This is a genomic window from Lacimicrobium alkaliphilum, from assembly GCF_002591895.1.
In the GTDB taxonomy this organism is placed as follows: Bacteria; Pseudomonadota; Gammaproteobacteria; order Enterobacterales; family Alteromonadaceae; genus Lacimicrobium; species Lacimicrobium alkaliphilum.
This window is the reverse complement of sequence record NZ_NISX01000002.1, coordinates 147,963-170,240: the sequence shown is the minus strand read 5'-3', so window position 1 is coordinate 170,240 and position 22,278 is coordinate 147,963. Positions and strand designations below refer to the sequence as shown.

18 protein-coding genes are annotated in these 22,278 nt (G+C 51.3%); 16 read left to right on the top strand and 2 right to left on the bottom strand.

Annotated features, from left to right (window positions below; translation table 11 throughout):
• Nucleotides 1-181: 181 nt before the first annotated feature.
• The 11 genes from betT (at nt 182) to CDA54_RS02645 (ending at nt 12,602) form a co-directional block, all read left to right on the top strand.
• Nucleotides 182-2,263 (top strand): choline BCCT transporter BetT, encoded by a 2,082-nt coding sequence (gene betT, locus CDA54_RS02705; protein ID WP_099033612.1) that lies wholly within the window; start codon nt 182-184, stop codon nt 2,261-2,263.
• Nucleotides 2,256-3,941 (top strand): choline dehydrogenase, encoded by a 1,686-nt coding sequence (betA, locus tag CDA54_RS02700; protein ID WP_099033611.1) that lies wholly within the window; start codon nt 2,256-2,258, stop codon nt 3,939-3,941. Before betT ends, betA begins: the two co-directional genes overlap by 8 nt.
• Before the next feature lie 269 nt (nt 3,942-4,210).
• Entirely contained in the window at nt 4,211-4,435 is a 225-nt protein-coding gene (locus tag CDA54_RS02695; RefSeq protein WP_099033462.1) for an addiction module protein, read from the top strand.
• Nucleotides 4,432-4,722 carry a type II toxin-antitoxin system RelE/ParE family toxin gene (locus CDA54_RS02690; protein WP_099033461.1) on the top strand — a complete coding sequence of 97 codons (291 nt, stop codon included), beginning with the start codon at nt 4,432-4,434 and terminating at the stop codon, nt 4,720-4,722. The genes CDA54_RS02695 and CDA54_RS02690 overlap by 4 nt, the downstream gene beginning before the upstream one ends.
• A 360-nt stretch (nt 4,723-5,082) precedes the next feature.
• Complete coding sequence (locus CDA54_RS02680; RefSeq protein WP_218962367.1) at nt 5,083-6,036, top strand: hypothetical protein; 954 nt, start codon at nt 5,083-5,085, stop codon at nt 6,034-6,036.
• Between the two features lie 336 nt (nt 6,037-6,372).
• The gene (locus CDA54_RS02670) at nt 6,373-6,756 is read left to right on the top strand and encodes a cupin domain-containing protein (protein WP_099033458.1); all 384 of its coding nucleotides are present in this window, start codon (nt 6,373-6,375) and stop codon (nt 6,754-6,756) included.
• A gap of 65 nt (nt 6,757-6,821) precedes the next feature.
• A complete protein-coding gene (locus tag CDA54_RS02665) occupies nt 6,822-7,202 on the top strand; it encodes a SpoIIAA family protein (RefSeq protein ID WP_099033457.1) in 381 nt (126 codons plus the stop codon).
• 297 nt (nt 7,203-7,499) lie between these two features.
• Nucleotides 7,500-8,606 (top strand): efflux RND transporter periplasmic adaptor subunit, encoded by a 1,107-nt coding sequence (locus tag CDA54_RS02660; RefSeq protein ID WP_099033456.1) that lies wholly within the window; start codon nt 7,500-7,502, stop codon nt 8,604-8,606.
• Between the two features lies 1 nt (nt 8,607).
• A complete protein-coding gene (locus CDA54_RS02655; protein ID WP_099033455.1) occupies nt 8,608-11,739 on the top strand; it encodes an efflux RND transporter permease subunit in 3,132 nt (1,043 codons plus the stop codon).
• Nucleotides 11,740-11,812: 73 nt separating this feature from the next.
• Entirely contained in the window at nt 11,813-12,166 is a 354-nt protein-coding gene (locus CDA54_RS02650) for a thiol-disulfide oxidoreductase DCC family protein (protein ID WP_099033454.1), read from the top strand.
• The gene (locus CDA54_RS02645; protein WP_180237093.1) at nt 12,156-12,602 is read left to right on the top strand and encodes a DUF3429 domain-containing protein; all 447 of its coding nucleotides are present in this window, start codon (nt 12,156-12,158) and stop codon (nt 12,600-12,602) included. The genes CDA54_RS02650 and CDA54_RS02645 overlap by 11 nt, the downstream gene beginning before the upstream one ends.
• 44 nt (nt 12,603-12,646) lie before the next feature.
• On the opposite strand, the gene CDA54_RS02640 is transcribed toward CDA54_RS02645, so the two are convergent.
• Entirely contained in the window at nt 12,647-15,571 is a 2,925-nt protein-coding gene (locus CDA54_RS02640) for a ligand-binding sensor domain-containing diguanylate cyclase (RefSeq protein ID WP_180237092.1), read from the bottom strand.
• Between the two features lie 131 nt (nt 15,572-15,702).
• Here CDA54_RS02640 and pyrC point away from each other — a divergent pair, with 131 nt between their 5' ends.
• Complete coding sequence (gene pyrC, locus CDA54_RS02635) at nt 15,703-16,734, top strand: dihydroorotase (protein WP_099033451.1); 1,032 nt, start codon at nt 15,703-15,705, stop codon at nt 16,732-16,734.
• 2 nt (nt 16,735-16,736) lie between these two features.
• Nucleotides 16,737-17,555 (top strand): substrate-binding periplasmic protein, encoded by an 819-nt coding sequence (locus tag CDA54_RS02630; RefSeq protein ID WP_099033450.1) that lies wholly within the window; start codon nt 16,737-16,739, stop codon nt 17,553-17,555.
• Here the strand turns inward: CDA54_RS02630 and CDA54_RS02625 are convergent.
• Nucleotides 17,546-18,361, bottom strand: coding sequence for an ion transporter (locus tag CDA54_RS02625; RefSeq protein ID WP_099033449.1), 816 nt, complete (start codon nt 18,359-18,361; stop codon nt 17,546-17,548). The two genes, CDA54_RS02630 and CDA54_RS02625, sit on opposite strands and share 10 nt — an antisense overlap.
• A 286-nt stretch (nt 18,362-18,647) precedes the next feature.
• Between CDA54_RS02625 and dbpA the strand changes: the two genes are divergently transcribed.
• The 3 genes from dbpA to CDA54_RS02610 are packed head-to-tail and all read left to right on the top strand — an operon-like array spanning nt 18,648 to nt 22,274.
• Nucleotides 18,648-20,024 (top strand): ATP-dependent RNA helicase DbpA, encoded by a 1,377-nt coding sequence (dbpA, locus tag CDA54_RS02620; protein WP_099033448.1) that lies wholly within the window; start codon nt 18,648-18,650, stop codon nt 20,022-20,024.
• Nucleotides 20,025-20,036: 12 nt separating this feature from the next.
• The gene (locus CDA54_RS02615) at nt 20,037-21,866 is read left to right on the top strand and encodes an ABC transporter ATP-binding protein (RefSeq protein ID WP_099033447.1); all 1,830 of its coding nucleotides are present in this window, start codon (nt 20,037-20,039) and stop codon (nt 21,864-21,866) included.
• A gap of 9 nt (nt 21,867-21,875) precedes the next feature.
• Nucleotides 21,876-22,274: a hypothetical protein gene (locus tag CDA54_RS02610; RefSeq protein WP_099033446.1), complete on the top strand. Its 399-nt coding sequence runs from the start codon at nt 21,876-21,878 to the stop codon at nt 22,272-22,274.
• Nucleotides 22,275-22,278 lie beyond the last annotated feature (4 nt).

The following is a 22,278-nucleotide window of genomic DNA, read 5'->3' as shown; positions in this document are numbered from 1 at the left end:
AAAGGCAACACAATAAAAACAACACTTGGTAGCAACTGAATGTATTTTACCCCCTGTTTGTATTCCCGGTATGCCTGAATAGCAATTCGACAGCCTCTTTTCTGGCTGTTATGTCAGCGTGTATCCGGCGCAGATGCTGCCATCCACTAGTTCCTGTTCAATCAGAATAAGGGTGATGGAAATGACCAGCAAAACCGATGAGCAAGACGCCTCAAACGGGCAACCCAAAGATAAGATTAACCCTGTAGTATTTTACGGATCCGCCATTGGCATTGCGTTTTTTGCGCTGTGGGCGATGTTTTTCACCGAAGCCGCAGGCAATATTATATATGCCGTATTAGGCTGGATATCAGATACCTTTGGCTGGTTCTACTTTCTTGCCATAGTGGCGTATCTGGTGTTTGTGATCTGGATTGGACTGTCACGCTACGGCAGCATTAAACTGGGGCCGGCTCATTCTACGCCGGACTTTAATATTGTGACCTGGGCTGCCATGCTGTTTTCAGCAGGTATCGGTATTGATTTGCTGTTTTTCTGTATCGCCGAACCGGTAACACAGTTTCTGGCACCGCCTGTGGGTGAGGGGGGCACAGAGGCTGCCGCCCGCCATGCCATGGAGCTGACGTTCCTGCACTGGGGGCTGTCTGGCTGGGGTGTTTATACGCTGGTGGGCATGTCGCTGGCCTACTTCAGTTATCGCCACGGTTTACCACTGACCATTCGCTCTGCGCTGTATCCCATTTTCGGCAAACGCATTCATGGGCCTGTCGGCCATGCAGTGGATATCGCTGCGGTGTTGGGCACCATTTTCGGTATTGCCACCAGTCTGGGGATTGGCATTATTCAGCTTAATTTTGGTCTGAATTATATGTTTGGTATTCCTGAGTCTGTTGTCACTCAGGCATCCCTGGCGGTGGTGATTGTGATCTTCGCCACCATCTCCGCCCTGACCGGGGTGGATAAAGGCATCCGGCGCCTGTCTGAATTTAATATGTTGCTGGCGCTGTTGTTGATGCTGTTTGTGCTGTTCAGCGGCCAGACGGTGTTTTTACTTAATGCGCTGGTGATGAATATTGGTGATTACTTCTCCAAATTTGTCAGCCTGTCTATGGATACCTATGCCTTTGATCCGCCTACTGACTGGCTGAATGCCTGGACGGTGTTTTTCTGGGCCTGGTGGATTGCCTGGGGGCCTTTTGTTGGCTTGTTCCTGGCCCGCATATCCCGTGGCCGCACCATCCGTGAGTTTGTGGCGGGTTCACTGATCCTGCCGCTGACTTTTATGATGGCCTGGATGTCAATTATGGGTAACAGCGCCATAGAACTGATCATGAGTGGTGGCGGGGTAGAGAACTTTGGTGAGCAGGCGATGAACAACCCTGGTTCGTCGATTTACCTGTTTATGCAGAGTCTGCCCTGGGTGGGCTTTACGACTGTGGTGGTCACCATTCTGGCTATCGTGTTTTTTGTGACTTCCGGTGATTCGGGCTCTTTGGTGCTCTCCAATCTGACCTCGGTACTGACCGATCCGAATCATGATGCCCCGGGCTGGATGCGCATATTCTGGGCCTCGTTAATTGGCCTGTTGACCCTGGCATTACTGATGACAGACGGGCTCAGTGCCTTGCAGGGAACGGTAGTGATCATGGGGCTGCCCTTTGCGTTTGTGCTGCTGTTGATGATGGTGGGTCTGAGCAAAGCGCTGCGTGTGGAGGGCTTAAAAGAGGCCAGCTATCGTGGCAGCATGGCGGGCTTTTTGTCTGGCCGGACCGGCGAAGAAGCGTCGGGCAGCTGGCGTAAACGCCTGAGCAATGCCCTGAGCTTCCCCAGCCATAAAGAAGCGCAGCAGTTCTTAAAAGACGTGGCAAAGCCGGCTATGGAGCAAATCCATAAGGAACTGGTGGATAAGGGGCTGCAGGTGGAAATCGAACAGGGAACAGGTGATGAGGAATACCTGGCTCTGAATGTGGATAAAGGCACAGAGCAGGACTTTACCTATCAGATCTGGCCGCGCCGATGCCTGATGCCGGCCTTCTCAATACGGGCCGCAGGGGCGGGCAGCCATTATTATCGCCTTGAGGTTCATATTGGTGAAGGCGGTCAGGGCTATGACCTGGCGGGTTACAGTAAAGAGCAGGTGATCGCCGATATTCTTGATCAGTACGAACGGCACCTTTACTTCCTGCATACCCAGCGCGAGACAATGGGAACCGATACGCAGTTGCCTGATGATCCGGATAAAACAGAGCATGCCCATGGCTGAGTTTAAATTTGACCAGAGTGTAGACTACATCATAGTCGGGGCCGGTTCTGCCGGCTCGGTGCTGGCCAGCCGGCTCACTGAAAGTGGCAAAGATCAGGTACTGGTACTGGAATTCGGAGGTAAGGATAATTCCATCTTTATTCAGATGCCCACCGCCTTTTCGATTCCCATGAATAAGCCCAAATATGACTGGCAGTTTTATACCGAACCGGAGCCTGGCCTTAAGGGAAGAACGTTGCATCAGGCCAGAGGTAAGGTGATAGGTGGTTCATCATCGATCAACGGTATGGCCTTCGTTCGCGGGTGTGCCGGTGACTACCGGCAATGGCAGGAAATGGGTGCCGAGGGCTGGGATTACCAGCACGTATTGCCCTATTTTAAGCGGGCGGAAGCATGCTTATACGGAGCCGATGATTATCGTTCTGCCGACGGGCCAGTGGGGGTGTGCAATGGCAACAATATGCAGAATCAGCTTTACCGCGCCTTTATAGAAGCAGGAAAACAGGCGGGTTACGGGGAAAGCGAGGATTATAACGGCTTTCGTCAGGAAGGCTTTAGCCGTATGGATATGAGTGTGCGTGATGGCGTGCGCTGTTCTACTGCCAATGCCTACCTGAAACCGGCCATGTCGCGCGCTAATCTGCAGGTACAGACCCATGCACTGACTACCCGGGTGTTAATGTCTGGCAAGAAGGCCGTTGGGGTGGAGTATCAATACAAAGGCAAAACCTTTCAGGTGCAGGCCAGAAAAGAAGTGATCCTCTCTGCCAGCGCCTTTAACTCACCTAAACTACTTATGCTGTCGGGCATCGGCCCGGCAGCACACCTCAAAGAACAGGGAATAGAGGTGGTACATGATCTGCCCGGTGTGGGGCAGAATCTGCATGATCATCTGGAAGTCTGGGTGCAGCACCATTGCAAACAAAAAATCACCCTCAACGGCTGGCTTAATCCCTTTGGTCAGGCACTGATCGGTGCACGCTGGCTGTTTTTTAAATCCGGTCTTGGTGCCACCAACCATTTTGAATCCAATGGTTATATTCGCAGCAGAGCCGGGCTGGAATACCCGGATATTCAGTACCACTTTTTACCCGGCGCCATCGCTTATGACGGCTCCAGCGCCGCCAAAGGCCACGGCTATCAGGTACATCTGGGGGCGAACAAACCCATCAGTCGTGGCTGGGTTAAACTGGCCAGCAAGGATCCTGCTGCGGCGCCAAAGATATTCTTCAACTACCTCAGCGAAGAGGAAGATAAACAGTGCTACCGCAATGCATTGCGCCTGACCCGGGAAATTTTTGACCAGAGCGCGTTTGACCCTTACCGTGCCGGAGAATTGTCTCCCGGTGATGACGTACAAACAGATGACGAGATCGATGACTGGGTAGCAGAAACCGCCGCCTCGGCCTATCACCCCTGTGGCTCCTGTAAAATGGGCACCGATGCAATGGCGGTAGTGGACCCCGAATGTCGTGTACAGGGAGTGGAAAACCTGCGCGTGGTGGACTCGTCGATTATGCCTTTTGTCACCAACGGTAATATCAATGCACCGAGCATTATGATCGGTGAAAAGGGCGCCGACCATATTCTTGGCCGCAGTTTACCGCCCGCCGATGTAGAGGTTTTTTCACCCGCAGACTGGCAGACAAAACAGCGGGAGACGGAAAAAAACACCTGAGAAACTGGTGATCCGTATTGTGCGTTAGTCACACCCTCGACTGGTTTATGGCGGATTGTACAGATGGTTGTTCTGTCACGGGCTGAAGAAAACAGGATCATCACAGGGGTATTGATCGTAAACCTAAGGCGCGAAGCTGGTGCGCCTCAAGTTGGTATCCATTACCGAAACATGCTAAAAAAACAAAGCAAGGAAGTATTCCGCACTTATACGGAATCCTTTCGTAGTTCACATACTATATAGATCTCGCCACAGATAAAGGTGGATAAATGAACACAAAGCAATTAATAGATGAAGCAGTGTCACTTCCGGTGGAAGAGCGTGCCTTAGTTGTGGATTCACTGCTGCGCAGTTTAAACCAGCCAGAATCTGAGATAGATAAACAATGGGCAAGGGAAGCTAAACGGCGTCTTTCTGAACTCAGATCTGGTCATGTTCAGGCCATTCCAGGAAATGAAGTATTCAGCAAAGTTTGGAGTAGGTTTGAAAAATGAGCTTCTCTTTCCACCCGGAAGCGGAACAGGAATTCAATGAGGCGATAAATTATTACGAGCATTTGGAGGAGGGCCTGGGGTATGACTTTGCGCTGGAGGTCCATTCAGCCGTCAAGCGCTCAATCGAATTCCCAAAAGCCTGGCCTGAACTGGAAGACAATATAAGAAGATCTCTGGTAAGACGTTTTCCATATGGAATCCTATATTCCGAAGAGCAAGACGGAATATTCATCGTTGCTGTAATGAACCTGCATCGGATGCCAGGTTATTGGAAACAGCGAGAATGAGCACGCTAATATACAGGGTTCTTGTCTTTTGCAACGATTAGAATGTTACCCAAGTTCCTCACACCCAATATTGGAGTGCCTGGTGGCCAGCATCCTGAATCGATGATGTTGGACAAAGCGGTTCACCACAAGCTGAAAATCTGGCAGACTAAATTCTTAATCAGCGAAACAACGAGCCACAATGGACAGTGCCGTTATCCACCACACAGGGAGCCAGTGCCGTTTGCAATTCCACAGTATTTTCAGGCAGTCGCGCTTTCCGCGGCTGCTAACACCCATGAGCCTGTTTCGGACATTTACTCGCTGGCCTTCTGCCAAAGCGCTCGCAAATGCGAAGCGTTATATTTCTGAGTTTCCAACATGTGGCTACTAAATAAACTTTTTGCGCAAGGAGATCAGCCCACGCCGAGGTTCGCGTTTCAGGGCACCGTGAACTGGATGCGCGGTCTTGCGTTGCAATCTGAAGATGGCTTTTCACACGAGTCACTAAGGCAATTCTATCAAAGAGTCCAAAGACGTCAGCCGAATGAAGAAGGTGATGCTCTAGCGTTTGAGTCTCTGACAATGTCAATGCACAACGTGAGTGCAATCGACAGCATGGAGCAAATCGACAATCCCTACCCGATTGTTCGCGCGGCAATTATTGCGTGGTACTACGCGACTTACTATGCATCAAAATCCATGCTTGCAGCTTCGAGCGGCGCTGATCCGCAAACACATGCATTGACTGCTAAGGTCTGGCAGTCAGATATTGTTCGTCCTGGCTTGGTGAAGACGCCGTTTGATCTAAGCATTACAGATATCACCCCTGTGCACGTGCGAGAGGCTATGGATGGCCTGAGGAATGGTAATAGGCACGATCTCAATACAGAGCCCACAGATCTTGAAATGGCTTATGGCGCCATTCTTTCCTATTTAAAAGGAACTGCCGAATATGAGCAATGGCGTCTTGAGGAGCAGGTAAAAGCAAGTGCTGCTTATCGGGATGGAGGGCACACCAGTTTCAGGAGTAATGCTGCGAAAGCGCTTAGGGACGTGAAGCTTCGGCCTGCCCATGTAAACTACCTCGTGCAAGCATTCCGTTACAGGGGGAAAGCCAACTATCGTGACGCTATCTATTTGTCGTATGGGCGAAACGATACGGAGAGGCTTCGTCAGTTCGTTTCAGACCTTGGCGCTGTTAGTGGGAACTTTTCTCTAATGGCAGCCCATTATGTAGCAAGACGAGTTGTAAGAGACGATTGGGAGGCTTATGTTGCTGATATCGGAGAGTATTCACAGTTCGACCTTCCCTATGAGTTGGGCGAAATATAACCAGGCAATGCACGCGACGAGCGCATGCTGCAAGCGTTATTCGTTTTCTGATTTATGGCGTAATCGATGAGAAAAACATGGAGCTTTAAAGTAGAAGGCCATTCAATCAAAATTGTTAACAGTTGGTTCCATGGAATGAAGCTGCATATTGATGGTGATTTAAGGGATTATGACCGTAGTCTTTTAGCATGTGGCAATTGGTTCATCGGTCAATTCAGAAACCGAGCAAAAATAGCCATGCTGAAATGGTCGCCTGACTAACGCCTGTTTCCTGACATCAGACTTTCCCCGCTTTAACGAACATGTATTAATAACTGCAGGCTAAAAGGAGTTTTGATGAGCTATCAGGCCGTTAACTTCAGGAACAAGTTCGCGCTCTTCGATGAGCAATGGTCGCCAAAGATCATTGCTGAGATGAACGATTATCAGTTTAAGGTGGTCAGAATTGAGGGTGACTTTGTCTGGCATGACCATAAGCACACAGATGAGACGTTCATCGTGCTGAAGGGCCATCTCCGAATCGACTTCAGAGATGGTTTTGTGAATCTTGCTGAGGGCGAAATGTACGTGGTTCCCAAGGGCATTGAACACAAGCCCTGTGCGGAAAAAGAAGCAAAGATCTTAATCATAGAGCCAAGGGGTGTTGTGAATACCGGTGACCAGACGGGTAGCCGGACTGCACAAGAAGCCTGGATAAAAATTCGCGCCCTGCGAACGTAGTTTACACCCTACCATGTTGTTTCGCCCGTTCCGGGTTTTCAAAATACACGTGAAGGAGATAAAAGATGAACACAGAAAATCATGGCCTTTCAATCGGTATACGCCGAGTCAACAGCGACTTTTTTCTTACTCTGAAAGCGTCAGGTAAGCTCACTCATGAGGATTATGAAATTATCACACCGATGATCGATTCGGCTTTGACAGAGGTAAAACAACCCGCAATCAGAGTCTTCATCGATGGTACAGAGCTCGACGGTTGGGAGCCCAGAGCGGCATGGGATGATTTCAAACTGGGTTTAAAGCACAGTAATCAGTTTGAAAAAATTGCCATCTTTGGCAACAAAGGATGGCAAAAAATGACCGCAAAGGTCGGAGCATGGTTTGTATCCGGTGAAGTGAAGTACTTTGAAAGTGAGGAGGCGGCGCTGATCTGGCTCAGTGAATAATCCGCCAGGTCCTGTTTGTATCTTGTTCTTCGCGACATCCTCCGAGGGTGTATCCACGCCTGATCTGGTTTAATCGGCTCTGCAATAAAGCACCGGGCCAGAGTCTTGTTTCGGCCTACCAATCATCTAAGCTATGGTTCTGGAATCAGTGGAAGGGCCAGCGGATTAGCATTGGGGCATTAAGCGTAGTAACCCGCTGATCTGTCATTGTCTTCATCCCGTAGTCTGTTAGTTGCAATACCTTTTAGAATAATTACGTACAGATAAAACTCAGAAATATCGGCCACAGGGATATTTATGAACAAATCAGTCGTTAGCACGTTATGGTCATATGCCGCTGCTGCTCTATGTTATATGTGCAGTCTGTTTGTGATGGGCCAGGAGCTGCTCAAAGTCGAAGGCACCAGGGTTAGCAAGCAGCCTATCAAACAGCAGGTACCGCTCAGTGGCACGGTGGTTCCGGCGAGAAAGGGGTGGCTGTCGACTCAAGTGAGTGGGCTGGTCACGGCTATTTATATTGACAGCGGCGATACTGTCCGGCAAGGGCAGGTGGTGCTGCAACTGGATGACAAGCTGATTCGTCTGGCCGTGGCGTCTGCAGAGGCAGAAGCTGTAATGGCTGAAGAATCTTTGCGTGAGGCACGGCGGCGTCTCGATGAGGCAAGGGCACTGACCTCGCAGCAGAGTATTGCAGAAACCGAAGTTGAGGCACTGGCCTCTGATGCGCGCGAAGCGCAAGCCCGGTGGCAAGGGGCAAAAGCCGAAGTTGAACGACAACAGCTCAATCTTGACCGGCATCGGTTGCAGGCGCCTTTTAGTGGCGTTCTCACCGCGCGTGATATTGATGTCGGAGAATGGCTCACTCCCGGGCAGGGACTATTGGAGTTAACCGACAACAGTCAGTTGTACGCTGATTTCAGAGCGCCACAACGATTTTATAGCCTGGTGGATGAAGATACCATGCTGAAGTTGAGCTTTGATGCGTATCCCGAAAAGGAATTTGACTACCCTGTGCACCGGCGCATCCCCGGAACACGAGATGGGGGGCGCAGTTTCGGTGTGCGGGTGTCTCTGCAAAATGAACAATCCGGCGATCCTCACTGGTATCCGGGCATGTCGGTATCTGCGCGAATGATGCTGGATATGGGGCGGAATGAAGTCACGGTGCCTAATGACGCGCTGCTGCGTCATCCCGACGGACGTATCACCGTATGGGTGGCAGAAAAAAATGCTCAGTTGGGGCAGCCAACAGGTGTCAGGCAGGTGCAGGTTCGCACCGGTTTGCAGTTTGAGAACAATATAGAGATCCGCGAGGGGATCAGCGGCAGTGAAATTGTTATCGTGCGTGGCAACGAAGCCCTGAGTCAGGAGCAACAGGTTATGCTGCGCCAGGCAGCCCACTGATATGTTTTCCGGTATCGTTCGACATGGCACCTTAGTGGCGGTGACCGTTTTGATCATTGTGGTACTGGGTATACTGGCTGCCCAGCGTATCCCGGTGCAGATGATTCCGGATCTGGATGTGCGCACTATCACAGTGCAAACCAGCTGGCCCGGAGCCACGCCTCAGGACATTGAAAAAGAGATCCTGATTGAGCAGGAAGAATTTCTGCGCAATATTCCCTATCTGCAGCAGCTGACTTCGTCAGCCAGCCTTGGTGAGGCCCAAATCGAACTGGAGTTCCCCTTCGGTGTGGACATCACCGAAACCCTGATCCGGGTGAATAACGCTTTGACACAGGTCCCCTCCTATCCGGTAAATGTGGATGAGCCCCGTGTTTATGCGACCTCGTTCTCTGCCAATTCTTTTATGTATTTTCGCGTTTCACCGTTGCCGGGCAATCCCCGAAATCTCGATATGGACATGATGCGGGATTATATTGAAGACAATGTGCGTACGCGTATGTCCAGTGTTGCCGGAGTTGCGGAGGTCAATGTCGGCGGGGGCGCCAGGCGTCAGATTCAGATTCGTGTGAACGCCGACGCTCTGGCAGAACAGGGCATGACGCTTTCTCAGGTGCGTGAGGTGATCAATCAGCGCAACCGCGATATCTCCGCCGGGGAAGTGCAAAGTGGTAAGCGCCGGTATCTGCTCAGAACGCTGGGGCGCTTTCAGGACATTGAGTCTATCCGTCAGCTGATACTGCGCCGCGAAGGAGACAATATTCTGCGCCTTGGCGACGTAGCCGAGATTGAACTCGATCACTACAAAATCAGCTCATTGTCTTTTGTTAATGAAAAGCCGGTTATCAGCCTGTCGGTGCGGCGTGAAAGCGGGTCCAATGTAATAGATATCAAGCGGGCGATGCTGGCGGAAGTTGAGCTTATCAATCAGGAGCTGTTGACCCCCCAGGGCATGGAGCTGGCGCTGACCGCCGATGATGTGGTGTATGTGCAGGATTCCGTTTTCAATGTATGGAAGAACCTGATCCTCGGTGCGTTGCTGGCCACTCTGGTCATGTTTCTGTTTCTGCGTTCATTCAAGGCCACGGCGATCGGTGTAGTGGGTGTTCCTATCTGCACTATTGCCGCATTTCTGGGGCTTTTGCTGGCCGGGCGCACCATTAATGTCATCTCTTTGGCGGGTATTGCCTTTGCCATCGGCATGACCCTGGATAACAGTATTGTGGTACTGGAGAGTATCGAACTGGAGCGGCGCAGGGGAGCCGATAAACTCAAAGCTGCGGTAGCGGGAGTACAGAAAGTATGGTCGGCAGTGCTGGGCTCAACGCTGACAACGGTGATGGTATTTTTGCCAGTGGTGTTTATCGCTGAGGAAGCCGGTCAGCTTTATTCTGACGTTGCTATTGCCATTTCAGCGTCGATTCTGGTGTCCATGCTGGTGGCCATTACGGTCATCCCTACCGCCAGCGCAAGGCTGAATTTCAGCGGAGCGGTTAATAATCAGGATGAAAACAAGAAGACAGGGCAGGGTATTGTGCTGAATACGATCAGTTGGATCCTGGCTACCGGCAAAAGACGGTGGGTCTGTATCGCTATTACCCTGTCTCTGAGCGTGCTTATTGTGCTGTTTCTGACGCCGCCGGCGGAATATTTGCCCGAAGGGGAAGAGCCCAAGACCTTTGCCTCCATGAATGCGCCGCCAGGCTACAATCTCGACACGATGGCGAAGATAGGCGAAGAACTTAACGACTACTTTATGCCGTTTGTTGGCGCAGATCCACAAGCTTATCATCGCGGCGAGGCCGAGGTGCCGGCCATGGCCTATCTGAATATGAGCATCAGCCCGCAAAGTCTGAGAATTATCTCCCAGTCACTGAACCCCGGTGATATTGAAGACCTGATGCAGGCGATTACCGACAAATATGAACAATACCCCGGTATGCGCGCCTTTGCTGCCCGCGGCTCTATTATCAGCAGTAACGACGGTGGAACACGCAGTGTAAATCTGGATATTTCCGGCCCCGATTTAGCCGATTTGTTCGCTGTGGCCCAGGCCGCGTATACGCGAGCCGGGGAGATCTTCGATGACCCCCGGATTCAGTCACAACCGGGCAGTTTGTCACTGGCTCAGCCTCTGGTGCAAATTCGCCCGGACTGGGGGCGTGCTGCTGAGCTGGGCATGAACACCGAAGATATCGGGTTTGCTGTGGCTGCGCTCACAGACGGCGCTTTTGTGAACGAATTTTTCCTGCTTGATGACAAGATTGATATGTATCTATACAGTCGCCAGGGGCCCGGGGTAAATCTGCAGAGTCTGGATGATATTCAGTTGCACACGCCCTCCGGTGAGAAACTCCCCTTGTCTGAGCTGGCGACAATAGAAAAGATCGTGGATACCAGCAATATTCGTCGTCTGGACGGCCAGAGAACGGTGACACTGAATATTATTCCGCCTCGTTCGGTGGCACTGGAGACGGGGGTTGCCAGGGTGCGGGAGGAACTGGTTGAGCATTTGCGACAGAGCGGCCAGGTGCCGGCAGGGATCACCCTGAGTATATCGGGTGCTGCCGACCAGCTGGACGCCACTCGCGAAGCGCTGAGCGACAATTATCTGGTAGCCCTGGTTATTGTGTATCTTCTGATGGTGGCCATTTTCAGTCACTGGGGCTATCCGCTGCTGATAATGACCACAATCCCGCTGGGCATTGCTGGTGGCCTGGCGGGGCTGGCGCTACTGAATCTGGTGGGTTCTGTTCTGCCATGGTTTGGCCTGAGTGCGTTGCACCAGCCTTTTGATATGATTTCTATGCTCGGTTTTCTGATTCTGATGGGAACGGTAGTGAATAATCCCATATTGATATTGCATCGGGCTATAGACAACGTTAAGCAGCAGGGAATGATTGCACTGGAAGCAGTCGAAGAGGCGGTAAGGTCAAGGCTCAGGCCGATTGCTATCTCTACAATTACCACTATCTGTGGTCTGGCGCCGCTGGTATTTTTGCCTGGCTCGGGTACGGAGCTATATCGTGGAGTGGGTGTGATCGTCATGGCCGGGATTCTAGGTGCAGCTCTGGTGACGCTGACTCTGCTGCCCGCTGTGACAGTGATTGTATTGAACTGGCGTCACCGATAGCGCCGGGTACACAAACTGATCCTGCGCGGCGTTTACCCGTAATACATGTTACCTGAAAACCAGCCAATAACTGATGCAACACGTGAAGCTTTTTTATGATGGAAGTTGCCGGCTATGCCGCCACGAAATGGCATGGCTGGCACCCCGGCTGACGGGCAAGCTACAGATGGTGGATATCAGTGACAGTGACTTCTGTTCTTATGCCGGGGTAAATAAGGCACAGATGATGGCCGTGCTTCATCTGTGGGACGGTCAACAGTTCGTTAAAGGGTTGGATGCCAGTTTGTATTACTGGCGCCTGGCAGGTTTTCACCGGTTGGTGACGTTTTTGCGGTTAAAACCTTGTTACTGGCTGGCTTGTAAAGCTTATGGCTACTGGGCCAAAAAGCGTCAAAGGTGTACAGACGGAGTGTGTGATGGCCGCTGAAAGACCGGTTGCTATCCATCCCGCGTTACGAATTCTTGGCTACGCAGGGTTAATTCCCTTTGTAATACTTCCACTTATTTACTGGCAGCCGTGGTGGCCTTCTGAACTACACGCGGTGGTGCTTTTTCAGTTATACAGTTGTCTGATCCTCGGCTTTATGGCCGGGGTGCTATGGCCTGTGCTTTATCAGGCCGAAACGTCTCTGCAAAGGGGAGTGTGGGCGGTCAGCATTGTGGTTGCCAGTTTTGTGTCGTTCGTGTTACTGGCCCAGGCGGCGCTGTTGATTCAGGCCGGACTGTTCTTGCTGCTGCGTCTGTACGAAGTCCATCAGCAGTTGGATAAGGTGTTTCCTACAGGCTATGCGGTGCTGAGAAATCGACTGACGGCTATTGTTATTGTTTGCCATCTCTGGCTGTTTTTGCTCGTTTCCGGTTGATTATTGGTTCAGGCATATGGTTATCAAGCCCATTGAGCTATTGCTCAGGCCGATTTACTGCCAATCGGTGTGGGGGTTGGTGGACTTTTCCATATTCTGACGCTGTTGCGGCCGCTGGATTTGGCGTGATAAAGGGCCTTATCTGCTTCAATAAGCAAACGCCGGTAGTCATCCAGTGCCACACTACCGCTCAGGCCTATACTCACTGTGAGTGTTAATCCGAAACCGAGATGACTGTAATCAGCAGCCTGAATTTGCTGTCGTATCCGCTCACAGATTTCACTCGCTTTGTGTACATCCACTCCCGGCATAACCAGAGAGAATTCTTCTCCACCCCAGCGTGCAGCATGATCGCCCTCACGGCAATTGTGAGCGATAACGGAAGCTACGGCATGGATGGCGCGGTCACCGACATCGTGTGACCATCGGTCATTGACCAGTTTGAAGTTGTCGATATCAATAATGGCAAGAAAATAACCAGTGTATTGCGTAGGATTATGGCTGAGTTGCTTAAGGTAGTTATCGAACGAACGGCGGTTGGCCAGGCCGGTAAGAGGATCCTGCATCGCCTGCTGCTCAAACAATCTGGCTTGTTGCTGAATTTCCTGAGTTTGCACCTGAACCTGCTCTCTGAGTTCTCTGGCATGGGCCCGTAATACATGCTCTCTGGCGCGGACAAAGGCGATGAGCATCAACAATGCCAGCAGAATTGCGCTGGCAATCACCTCGGTGCGTTGCCAGAAATAAGGTGTTACTCTCATTTTCACGTTCAGCATAGGGTGATTTGTTGTTTGTTCTGCTCCCGGATAACTGGCTTTGACCTGAAACTGATATTTTCCGGGGGAGAGGTTTGTGTACTCTGCCACCGGTACATTGCCCCTGGCTACCCAGTTGCTGTCAAAACCCTCCAGCCTGGTATGATATTCAATGGCATCGGGCAGAATATAGCCTAATCCGGCAAATCTGAACTGTATTCTGCGGGTATCGGCAGGCAATTCGAGGCTGTTGGTGACAGGTAATGCCTGACCATCCACTTCAAGGCGTTCCAGTACCACAGGTACAGAGAAGTCACTTAACTCTTTGATATGGTCCGGGTTAACTCTGGCCACCCCTTTTGCCGTGGCAATCAGGATATTCCCCGATTGATCTTTTGTAACGGCCGGGCCGGACGTGCCATTTGCCTGATGGCTGAGCATGCCCTCACCACTTGAAAAAACTCTGACATCTGCTTTTTCAATTATCCCATCGGCGATGCCGTGGGCCTGTTGCAGAGGCATTCTGACGATACCCATGTTTGAGGTCAGCCACAGATTTTGCTTGTTGTCTTCAACCACCTGAAACAACTTCTGGATCGGGAAGCCTTGTTGCAATCCAATCATACTCAGGCTCTGATCATGATAGCGGTAGCGTACCAGGCCGCGATCTGTTGCCAGCCACATGTACTCGCCATCTTTACCGGCATAGAAGCCATAGACCGAGCGGGTGTTATCCAGATGGTCCAGCGTCAGAGTCTGTATTGTTCCCTGCATATATATAGCTGCACCCGATTCGGTACCAATCCAGATATTACCACTTGGATCCTGTGCCAGAGCCATCACATAATCATCCAGCAGCCCATTGGATTGGTTATAGTGACGGGTGCCCTGTGAACTGATTCTGGATAGCCCTTGCGCAGTGCCTGCCCAGATGGTGCCATTTTCTTGTTGAATAACCGCCCGAACCTGATTAGAGGGCAGCCCCTGGGCTACACTGAATTGTTGCAGCTGATTATCAGGGCCAAGAAGTAATAACCCGTGCTGGTGTGTGCCAATGAGTATATTGTCACCCTGTTGCGCCAGACTCAGAATTGAGGGCAGTGCTGTTTCTGCCAGTGGCAAGGGCACCGGCTCGGCCTGGTTGCCCTGAATACGGGCAAGGCCATGGCTGGTACCTGCCAGGATACTGCCATCATGGGTGCTTAAAACGCTGCGGACATAGTCGCTGGGCAGTCCCTGTTGAGTGCTTATGGTACTGAAATTAGCTGTGCGTAATCTTACCAGTCCTGAGTTGGTGCCAATCCACAAGCTCTTTTCGTTATCCTGATACAGGGCTTTGATGCGGCTGTCTGGCAGCCCCTGTTTTGGCCCAACCTGATCAATATTTTGCTCCGTTATTCTGAATAGTTCGCCCCTGGCCGTACCCACCCACAAGGCACCCTGATCGTCAGCCATTAGCTGGCTGATGCCGTTGTTCAGAATATCAGGATAAAAAGCGCTGAAGGTATCGCCCTGACCACGGTAAAGGCCGGCTTCGGCACCGATAACCAGTTTACCACTCTGATCCTCGGCGATACTGATCACCGGAACGGCCGGAATATCGCGGATCAGCGTGAGCATATTCCGGCTGACTCTCACTAAGCCGCTGGCGGTGCCCACCCATAAATTCCCGAGGTTATCTTCATGCAGCGTCTCGATGGTTAATGTGGGGAGCCCTTCGGAGGTGGTGAAATGCCTGATCTTGTTATCGGAATCTATTCTGAACAACCCCTGACTATTGGTTGCCAGCCAGATATTCTGCTGTCTGTCCTGAAGAATATAATTAATTCTGGCATCGATATGTGGCATCGGTTGCCATTGGTTGTCGCTATAACGTGAAAAAGCGCCCCGTGAACCCGCCGCCAATAACTCACCCTCCGGGGTTACGGTGAGTGCGCGAATACCTGAGTCGTTCAGCGTGTCAACGGTGTCACTGCCGAAGCGGGTGAACTCACGCCCGTTAAATCTGACCACACCTTCCCAGGTGGCAAACCAAAGGTAGCCATCCGGCGTTTGCCTGATACTGTTGACACTATTGTGTGGCAGGCCATGCTGATCAGTCCAGTGCTCGATGAAGTATTCAGACAACGGAACCGGTTCGGCAAACAGTTTGCTGCTCAGCAAAATGGTCGTCAAAACAACCAGGCCCAGGGTTTTGAATGAGAGGGTAGACATCGTCATGCTCTTTTTTTGTTCTGCGGGTATAATACTCGCTTTGCGTAAAGTCTGCACAGAAAAAAGGGGCCAGATATGGACTGGATCTGGCATAATTAGTACGCAGTCTTTGTATTAACTTCAGGGGTTTTATGAACGAGTTAACCATCACCACGCCCGATGACTGGCATCTGCATTTACGCGACGGTGATATCCTAAAAGAAACGGTTGCCGCTACCGCTCGTTGTTTCAGACGTGCCATTGTTATGCCGAATCTGGTGCCACCGGTCACAACAACACAGCTGGCTGAGGAATATAAAGCCAGGATTCTTGATGCCAGGCCACCGGGCAGTGATTTCGAACCGCTGATGACACTGTATCTGACTAACGATACCCGTATAGAGGATATTCGCGAGGCCAGAGAAGCCGGTATTGTGGCGGCTAAACTCTATCCGGCCGGCGCCACCACCAATTCCGATGCGGCTGTATCGGCCCTCGAGAGCCTTTATCCGGTGTTTGCAGAGATGGCGGAACAAGGCATGTTATTGCTGGTGCATGGTGAGGTGACCGCCGCAGAGATTGATATTTTCGATCGCGAAAAAGTGTTTATTGATCGTCACCTGAGCGACATCGTCAGACAATTCCCGGACCTGAAAGTGGTGCTGGAACATATTACCACACGGGATGCAGTGGAGTTTGTCAGTGCAGCTTCAGAGAATGTGGCGGCCACTATCACTCCTCAGCATTTAATGCTGAACCGTAATGATCTTCTGGTGGGAGGTATTCGCCCGCACAACTACTGTTTACCTGTGTTAAAACGCAATACTCATCAGCAGGCTTTGCGGGATGCAGTGGCCAGCGGTTCTGTCAAATTCTTTCTGGGTACGGATTCGGCACCCCATGAACAGCATCGCAAAGAATCAGCCTGTGGGTGTGCAGGTTGCTACAGTGCCTGGAGTGCTTTGGAGCTTTACGCGCAAGTGTTTGAAGAGTTGAATGTACTGGACAAACTGGAAGGTTTTGCCAGCCATTATGGCGCGGATTTTTACGGCCTGCCCCGTAACAAAGGCACGGTGACGCTGGTGCGTGAACCCTGGCAGATCCCTGAGCAATTAACCTTACCCAATGGTAATCCCATTGTGCCGTTCCAGGCGGGCACAATGGTAAATTGGCAGGTGAAGTAACCATGATGCGTATGCCAGGTATTATTTTGCTGGCCCTGTTGGTATTGATTAGCGATGTCAGGGCGCAAAATGATCTGGCCATACTGACTCATGAAGAACCGCCTTTTGTCTTCCGCGATCAAACTGATCAGCTGACCGGTTATGCTGTTGAGCTGGTAGGAGGCATTCAGACCCACCTCGGAAGTCACCAACCTGTGTTGCTGAACCCCTGGGCCCGGGCCTATATGCGTGCAACTGAACAGGGTCGCGTTGTGTTGTTTCCACTGGTCAGGAATGAAGAAAGAGAGGCGTTATTTCACTGGCTGATGCCTCTGACCCGCAACCTGCATGCTGTGTTCGCCAATGGCTCGCCGGGCAAGATAGCGGCACTGGAGCAGCTTGAGCAGTTTACGGCTGTCGGTGTGCAGCGCGGTGATTTTCGGGAAAGTTTGCTGATCGATGCCGGGCTGAAAAACCTGGTGTCTTATACCACCTGGCGACAGGCAGTGACGGCGCTGACGAAGGGGCGTATCGATGCATTGTTTTTCTCTGCTGCTGGCCTGGACTATTACTGCGGCCAGTTGAAACGGGATTGCAGCAGCTATACATCGATTTACACGCACAATATAGAAACCACCTATATTGCATTGTCCAGGCTGGGCGTCGATGAGCAGGAGGCAGAACGTTGGCAACAGGCCACAGAGGCGTTCCGGGACTCTGCCATGTTTACCCAAATGCGCAATAGCTGGCTGAAGCGAATCCGTTCAGAGTACGGTCTGACCTTGCATTACGCCGATAGTGCGTTAAACCTGTGGGCGTTGCCAAAGACAGTTCATCCCTGACCGTTGAGCTTGTCATTAATTGCCTGAAGTTGCGCTTTAAGCCCTGCAATATCTTCTTTAGTGGCCGCTTGCGGCAGGTGCTTTTCTTCCTCCTCGTGCATTACCTGCATGGCATCAACAATGATGCCGATAAACAGATTTAATACGGCGAAGCTGGTAACAATAATAAATGGCACAAAAAACAGCCACGACAGGGGATACAGCTCCATGGTGGGTCTGACAATGCCCATAGACCAGCTTTCCAGCGTCATGATTTGAAACAGGGTGTAAGCAGACGCGCCGATACTGCCAAACCACTCCTGCATCTGTCCATCAGGATTGTCTCCAAATAGCTTGGTGACCAGCACTGCCGACACATAGAAAATAATTCCCAGCACGCCGACCACCGACATCATCCCTGGCAAAGAGTGCCCCAGAGCCCCTATGACTCTGCGCATCTGTGGGACCACGGAAAAAAGACGCAGGATCCTTAAAATTCTGAACGCTCGCAATACCGAGAGCGGCCCGCTTGAAGGGACCCAGGACAGGGTCACGATAATCAAATCAAACCAGTTCCAGCCTCCGCTAAAAAAGCGTTTTCGGTAAGCGATGAGTTTTAATATCAGTTCCAGCGTAAATATGCACAATATCAGCACATCAAGCACGCTCAGCATCCGCAGTGATGCAGGTTCCAGTGCCATGGTTTCCAGCCCTAGAGTTACAGCATTGATCAGGATCAGAGCAATAATACTGTTGGTAAACCAGGGATGCTCCACCAGTCTGATCAGCCTGGATTCTGGTAGTGCGTCAAGTTGGGGATGCTGCATGTTCGTTGCCCTGAAAAGGATAAGTCGTCATTATCTGGCCTGTTACCAATTACACTACGGGAAGCTTGAAAGTGTGTGCCAAAAGCGATTGTCTGGCGCTCAGTAAGCGATAATATGGCGCTCAGGGCTGCATTTTCAGATCACCTGTGTATAGTCGATTAATCCGTTCGTTAAAGTCGTGAAAAAAGCTTAGAATACACGATCTATTGGTCGGTTGATAAGCCGGATTTGCGCTTTTCAGTTGCTCCGGCAAACCCAATTCATATTTTTACCTCAGAGAGTTTTTATGCATCAGGCTTTTTCGTCTTTATCCTTACCACAACCCCTGCTGGAAAATCTTGATAGTCTCAGGTATCAGGTCATGACCCCGATTCAGGCTGCCAGCCTGCCATTCATTTTACAGGGCCGGGATGTGATTGCGCAGGCCAGTACCGGGAGCGGCAAAACCGTTGCCTTTTCGATAGGGTTGTTACTCAAAGTTGATGAGCAGGATAGCCGGGTGCAGGCACTGGTACTCTGTCCAACCCGGGAACTCGCTGATCAGGTTTCCACCGAAATTCGCCGTCTGGCCCGCTATAAAGATAATCTTAAGGTGCTGACCCTCTACGGCGGTGTACCTATGGCCTCCCAGGTAGCGTCATTACGCCACGGTGCACAGGTAGTAGTGGGAACACCAGGGCGGACTCTTGATCATATGTTGCGCCGTAATCTGGATTTGGGCGCGGTCAGTACCCTGGTTCTGGATGAGGCAGACCGGATGCTGGACATGGGGTTTGCCGAAGAGATTGCTGCGGTTACCACCGCTACGCCTAAGCAACGGCAGACCTTGTTGTTTTCGGCGACGTATCCAGCGCAAATTGCCCGGATCAGCGCCGATATTCAGCGTGACCCTGAGCAGGTGAAAGTGGAATCTCTGCACGATGCCGGTAGCATCACCCAGCGATCTTATGAAGTAACAAAGGATAACCGCCTGGCGACTGCACAGGCATTGCTGACACACTTTTCGCCTAAATCTGCGATCGTATTCTGTAACAGCCGTATTGATTGTCAGCAACTGGCAGAGACCTTGTGTGAAAAAGGGTTTAGCGCTGCGCCGTTACATGGAGATATGGAACAGGTGGCGAGACAGGAAGTGCTGATACAGTTTGCCAGCCGCAGTCTTGCGGTGTTGGTGGCAACCGATGTTGCGGCCCGGGGACTGGATATTGAGGATGTGGAACTGGTGCTGAATTATCAGGTTTCTGCTGACCCTGAGGTACATGTTCATCGTATCGGGCGTACCGGCCGGGCGGGTAACAAGGGGCTGGCCTTGACCCTGTGCAGCCCGGAAGAGGTAAAATGGGCCGCGGCCGTGGAAGAATATCAGCAGCAGAAATTCAACTGGTCAGATGCAAGCAAGATACGTTTTAAGGCCTCGGGTATTACTGAACCTCTTTACCGCACATTACGTATGGATGCAGGTAAAAAACAGAAAATCCGGCCCGGAGACATTTTAGGCGCTCTCACCAAAGATGCCGATATATCTGGTGATGATATTGGCAAGATCACGCTGGCTCAGAACTGCAGTTACGTTGCAGTGAAAATGCGCAGTGTTAAACGGGCTCTGGCCCATTTCAGGGAAGGCAAGCTTAAAGGTAAGCGTGTCCGGGCCCGCAAATTGTAGTAAGGATTCGAAGTGTTTTCTTTTTTTGAACGTATGGTGAAGGCGTTTCCTGAGGAATCCCCTGCCCAGCCACCGGCAAATCTGTTGGGATTTTGCTGGTATTACTCCAAAGGTATGAAAGGTGCGCTGTTGAGCTTGTCATTGCTCAGTGCACTGATCGCAGTGCTGGAGGTCAGCCTGTTCGGCTACCTGGGCCAGTTGGTTGACTGGTTCTCTACCCGTGATCCGGAGACTTTTCTGAGCGAGGAAAAAGCCAGCCTGATGTGGATGTCGCTGGTGATTCTGTTGTTGTTACCAGGTGCGATCGTGCTGCATTCACTGGTTAACCATCAGACTCTGCTGGGTAACTTTCCTATGCGAATTCGCTGGCAGGCGCATCGCCACTTATTAGGACAGAGTCTGGGCTTCTTTCAGGACGAATTCGCCGGGCGCGTAGCCACCAAAGTGATGCAAACGGCTCTGTCCGTCAGAGAAACCGTGCGCAAGCTGCTAGATCTGATGGTGTATGTGAGTGTTTACTTCGTTAGCGTTTTCGTACTCGTATTTAACATTGACTGGCGTCTGAGTATGCCTCTGGCCCTGTGGTTTGTGGCCTATGTCACTATTCTCCGGGTGTTACTGCCAAAGCTTAAATCAGTATCTGAAAAACAGGCTGATGCACGCTCTGTGATGACCGGGCGAATTGTTGACAGCTATACCAATATTGCAACAGTGAAGCTGTTTGCGCATACGAACAGGGAAATGGGCTACGCCCGCGATAGCATGGACAAGTTTCTGACCACGGTTTACCCGCAGATGAGACTGGTGACGGTGCTCAATGCCTGCGTCTGGATCAGTAACGCGTTGCTGATTTTTTCTATTACTGCACTGGCAATTTATTTATGGATAGGCAGTGTGACAACGGCGGGCAGCATTGCTGTGGCAGTGAGCCTGAGCCTTCGTCTCAACGGTATGTCACAGTGGATCATGTGGGAAGTGGCCGGGTTGTTTGAGAATATCGGTACAGTTCAGGACGGCATGAACACCCTTTCTATTCCCGTCAAGGTTAATGACAAAGACAATGCAGACAATCTTGACATCGCTGGTGGCAGCGTAGAGTTCAGGGACGTAGAGTTTGCCTATGATCAGCGCAACAGAGTATTTGAAAAGCTGAATATCAACATTGCACCCGGAGAAAAAGTCGGTCTGGTCGGGCGTTCAGGTGCAGGTAAGTCGACATTGGTGAACCTGTTGCTGAGGTTTTATGATGTTCAGTCCGGGCAGATACGCATTGATGGGCAGGATATTCGCGACGTTTCTCAGGAGAGTCTGCGCGGCAAAATTAGTATGGTGACGCAGGATACCTCTTTGCTGCACCGTTCTGTACGGGATAATATCCTTTACGGACGCATGGATGCCAGTGAAGAGGAAATGCGCCATGCCGCGAAGCAGGCCGAAGCGGATGAATTTATCCTCCAGCTCTCTGATTCAAAAGGGCGCACAGGCTATGACGCCCATGTTGGTGAGCGGGGAGTGAAGCTTTCCGGCGGCCAGCGCCAGCGTATTGCCATTGCCAGGGTGATGCTTAAAGATGCTCCTGTTCTTATTCTGGATGAGGCCACATCGGCACTGGATTCAGAAGTGGAAGTGGCGATTCAGGAGTGTCTGAATAAAATCATGGAAAATAAGACCGTTGTTGCCATCGCGCATCGTTTATCTACCATCGCAGCCATGGACCGCTTGCTGGTGCTGGACGAGGGGCGTATCGTGGAATCAGGCACACATGCGCAGCTACTGGCGCAAAAGGGGATCTATGCCAGGTTGTGGGCCCACCAGACGGGTGGGTTTTTGGGATTGGAATGAGACATTTGAATGACTGATTATCACAGAATTCATGGGAGTATCCGTATTGAACTGGAGGGCAGGATCCTGATCCTGCATGCCGAAGGCCCCGGTAATGCTGAACTGGTGCAGCAATATCAGCAGGATGTTAAACATTACCGGGACCAGTTGCGGGGTAAGCCCTGGGGGAATCTGGTGGTGTTTTACAACGAACCCCTGTTAACGCCTGAAGGCAAAGAACTCATGTACGAGTCAATACGGCGCTCGCGGGAATCAGGTATGGTTGCGGTTGCGATGGTGTTGTCGCAGGCCAATAGCCCATCAATCGTTCGCCAGTTCTGGGAGGGGATATATACCAAGGTTGGTATGCCCCATGTTTTTTTTGATTCTCAGGACGAGGCCAGAAACTGGCTTGAGACCTTGCTCTGAGTAT

Bases quoted from the DNA above. Each gene is read 5' to 3' on its own strand.
- betA (WP_099033611.1), top strand. From the start codon at position 2,256: ATGGCTGAGTTTAAATTTGACCAGAGTGTAGACTACATCATAGTCGGG.
- pyrC (WP_099033451.1), top strand. From the start codon at position 15,703: ATGAACGAGTTAACCATCACCACGCCCGATGACTGGCATCTGCATTTA.
- CDA54_RS02645 (WP_180237093.1), top strand. From the start codon at position 12,156: ATGGCCGCTGAAAGACCGGTTGCTATCCATCCCGCGTTACGAATTCTT.
- CDA54_RS02655 (WP_099033455.1), top strand. From the start codon at position 8,608: ATGTTTTCCGGTATCGTTCGACATGGCACCTTAGTGGCGGTGACCGTT.
- CDA54_RS02665 (WP_099033457.1), top strand. From the start codon at position 6,822: ATGAACACAGAAAATCATGGCCTTTCAATCGGTATACGCCGAGTCAAC.
- CDA54_RS02670 (WP_099033458.1), top strand. From the start codon at position 6,373: ATGAGCTATCAGGCCGTTAACTTCAGGAACAAGTTCGCGCTCTTCGAT.
- CDA54_RS02630 (WP_099033450.1), top strand. From the start codon at position 16,737: ATGATGCGTATGCCAGGTATTATTTTGCTGGCCCTGTTGGTATTGATT.
- CDA54_RS02640 (WP_180237092.1), bottom strand. From the start codon at position 15,571: ATGTCTACCCTCTCATTCAAAACCCTGGGCCTGGTTGTTTTGACGACC.
- CDA54_RS02660 (WP_099033456.1), top strand. From the start codon at position 7,500: ATGAACAAATCAGTCGTTAGCACGTTATGGTCATATGCCGCTGCTGCT.
- CDA54_RS02690 (WP_099033461.1), top strand. From the start codon at position 4,432: ATGAGCTTCTCTTTCCACCCGGAAGCGGAACAGGAATTCAATGAGGCG.
- CDA54_RS02695 (WP_099033462.1), top strand. From the start codon at position 4,211: ATGAACACAAAGCAATTAATAGATGAAGCAGTGTCACTTCCGGTGGAA.
- dbpA (WP_099033448.1), top strand. From the start codon at position 18,648: ATGCATCAGGCTTTTTCGTCTTTATCCTTACCACAACCCCTGCTGGAA.
- CDA54_RS02625 (WP_099033449.1), bottom strand. From the start codon at position 18,361: ATGCAGCATCCCCAACTTGACGCACTACCAGAATCCAGGCTGATCAGA.
- CDA54_RS02650 (WP_099033454.1), top strand. From the start codon at position 11,813: ATGCAACACGTGAAGCTTTTTTATGATGGAAGTTGCCGGCTATGCCGC.
- CDA54_RS02610 (WP_099033446.1), top strand. From the start codon at position 21,876: ATGACTGATTATCACAGAATTCATGGGAGTATCCGTATTGAACTGGAG.
- betT (WP_099033612.1), top strand. From the start codon at position 182: ATGACCAGCAAAACCGATGAGCAAGACGCCTCAAACGGGCAACCCAAA.
- CDA54_RS02680 (WP_218962367.1), top strand. From the start codon at position 5,083: ATGTGGCTACTAAATAAACTTTTTGCGCAAGGAGATCAGCCCACGCCG.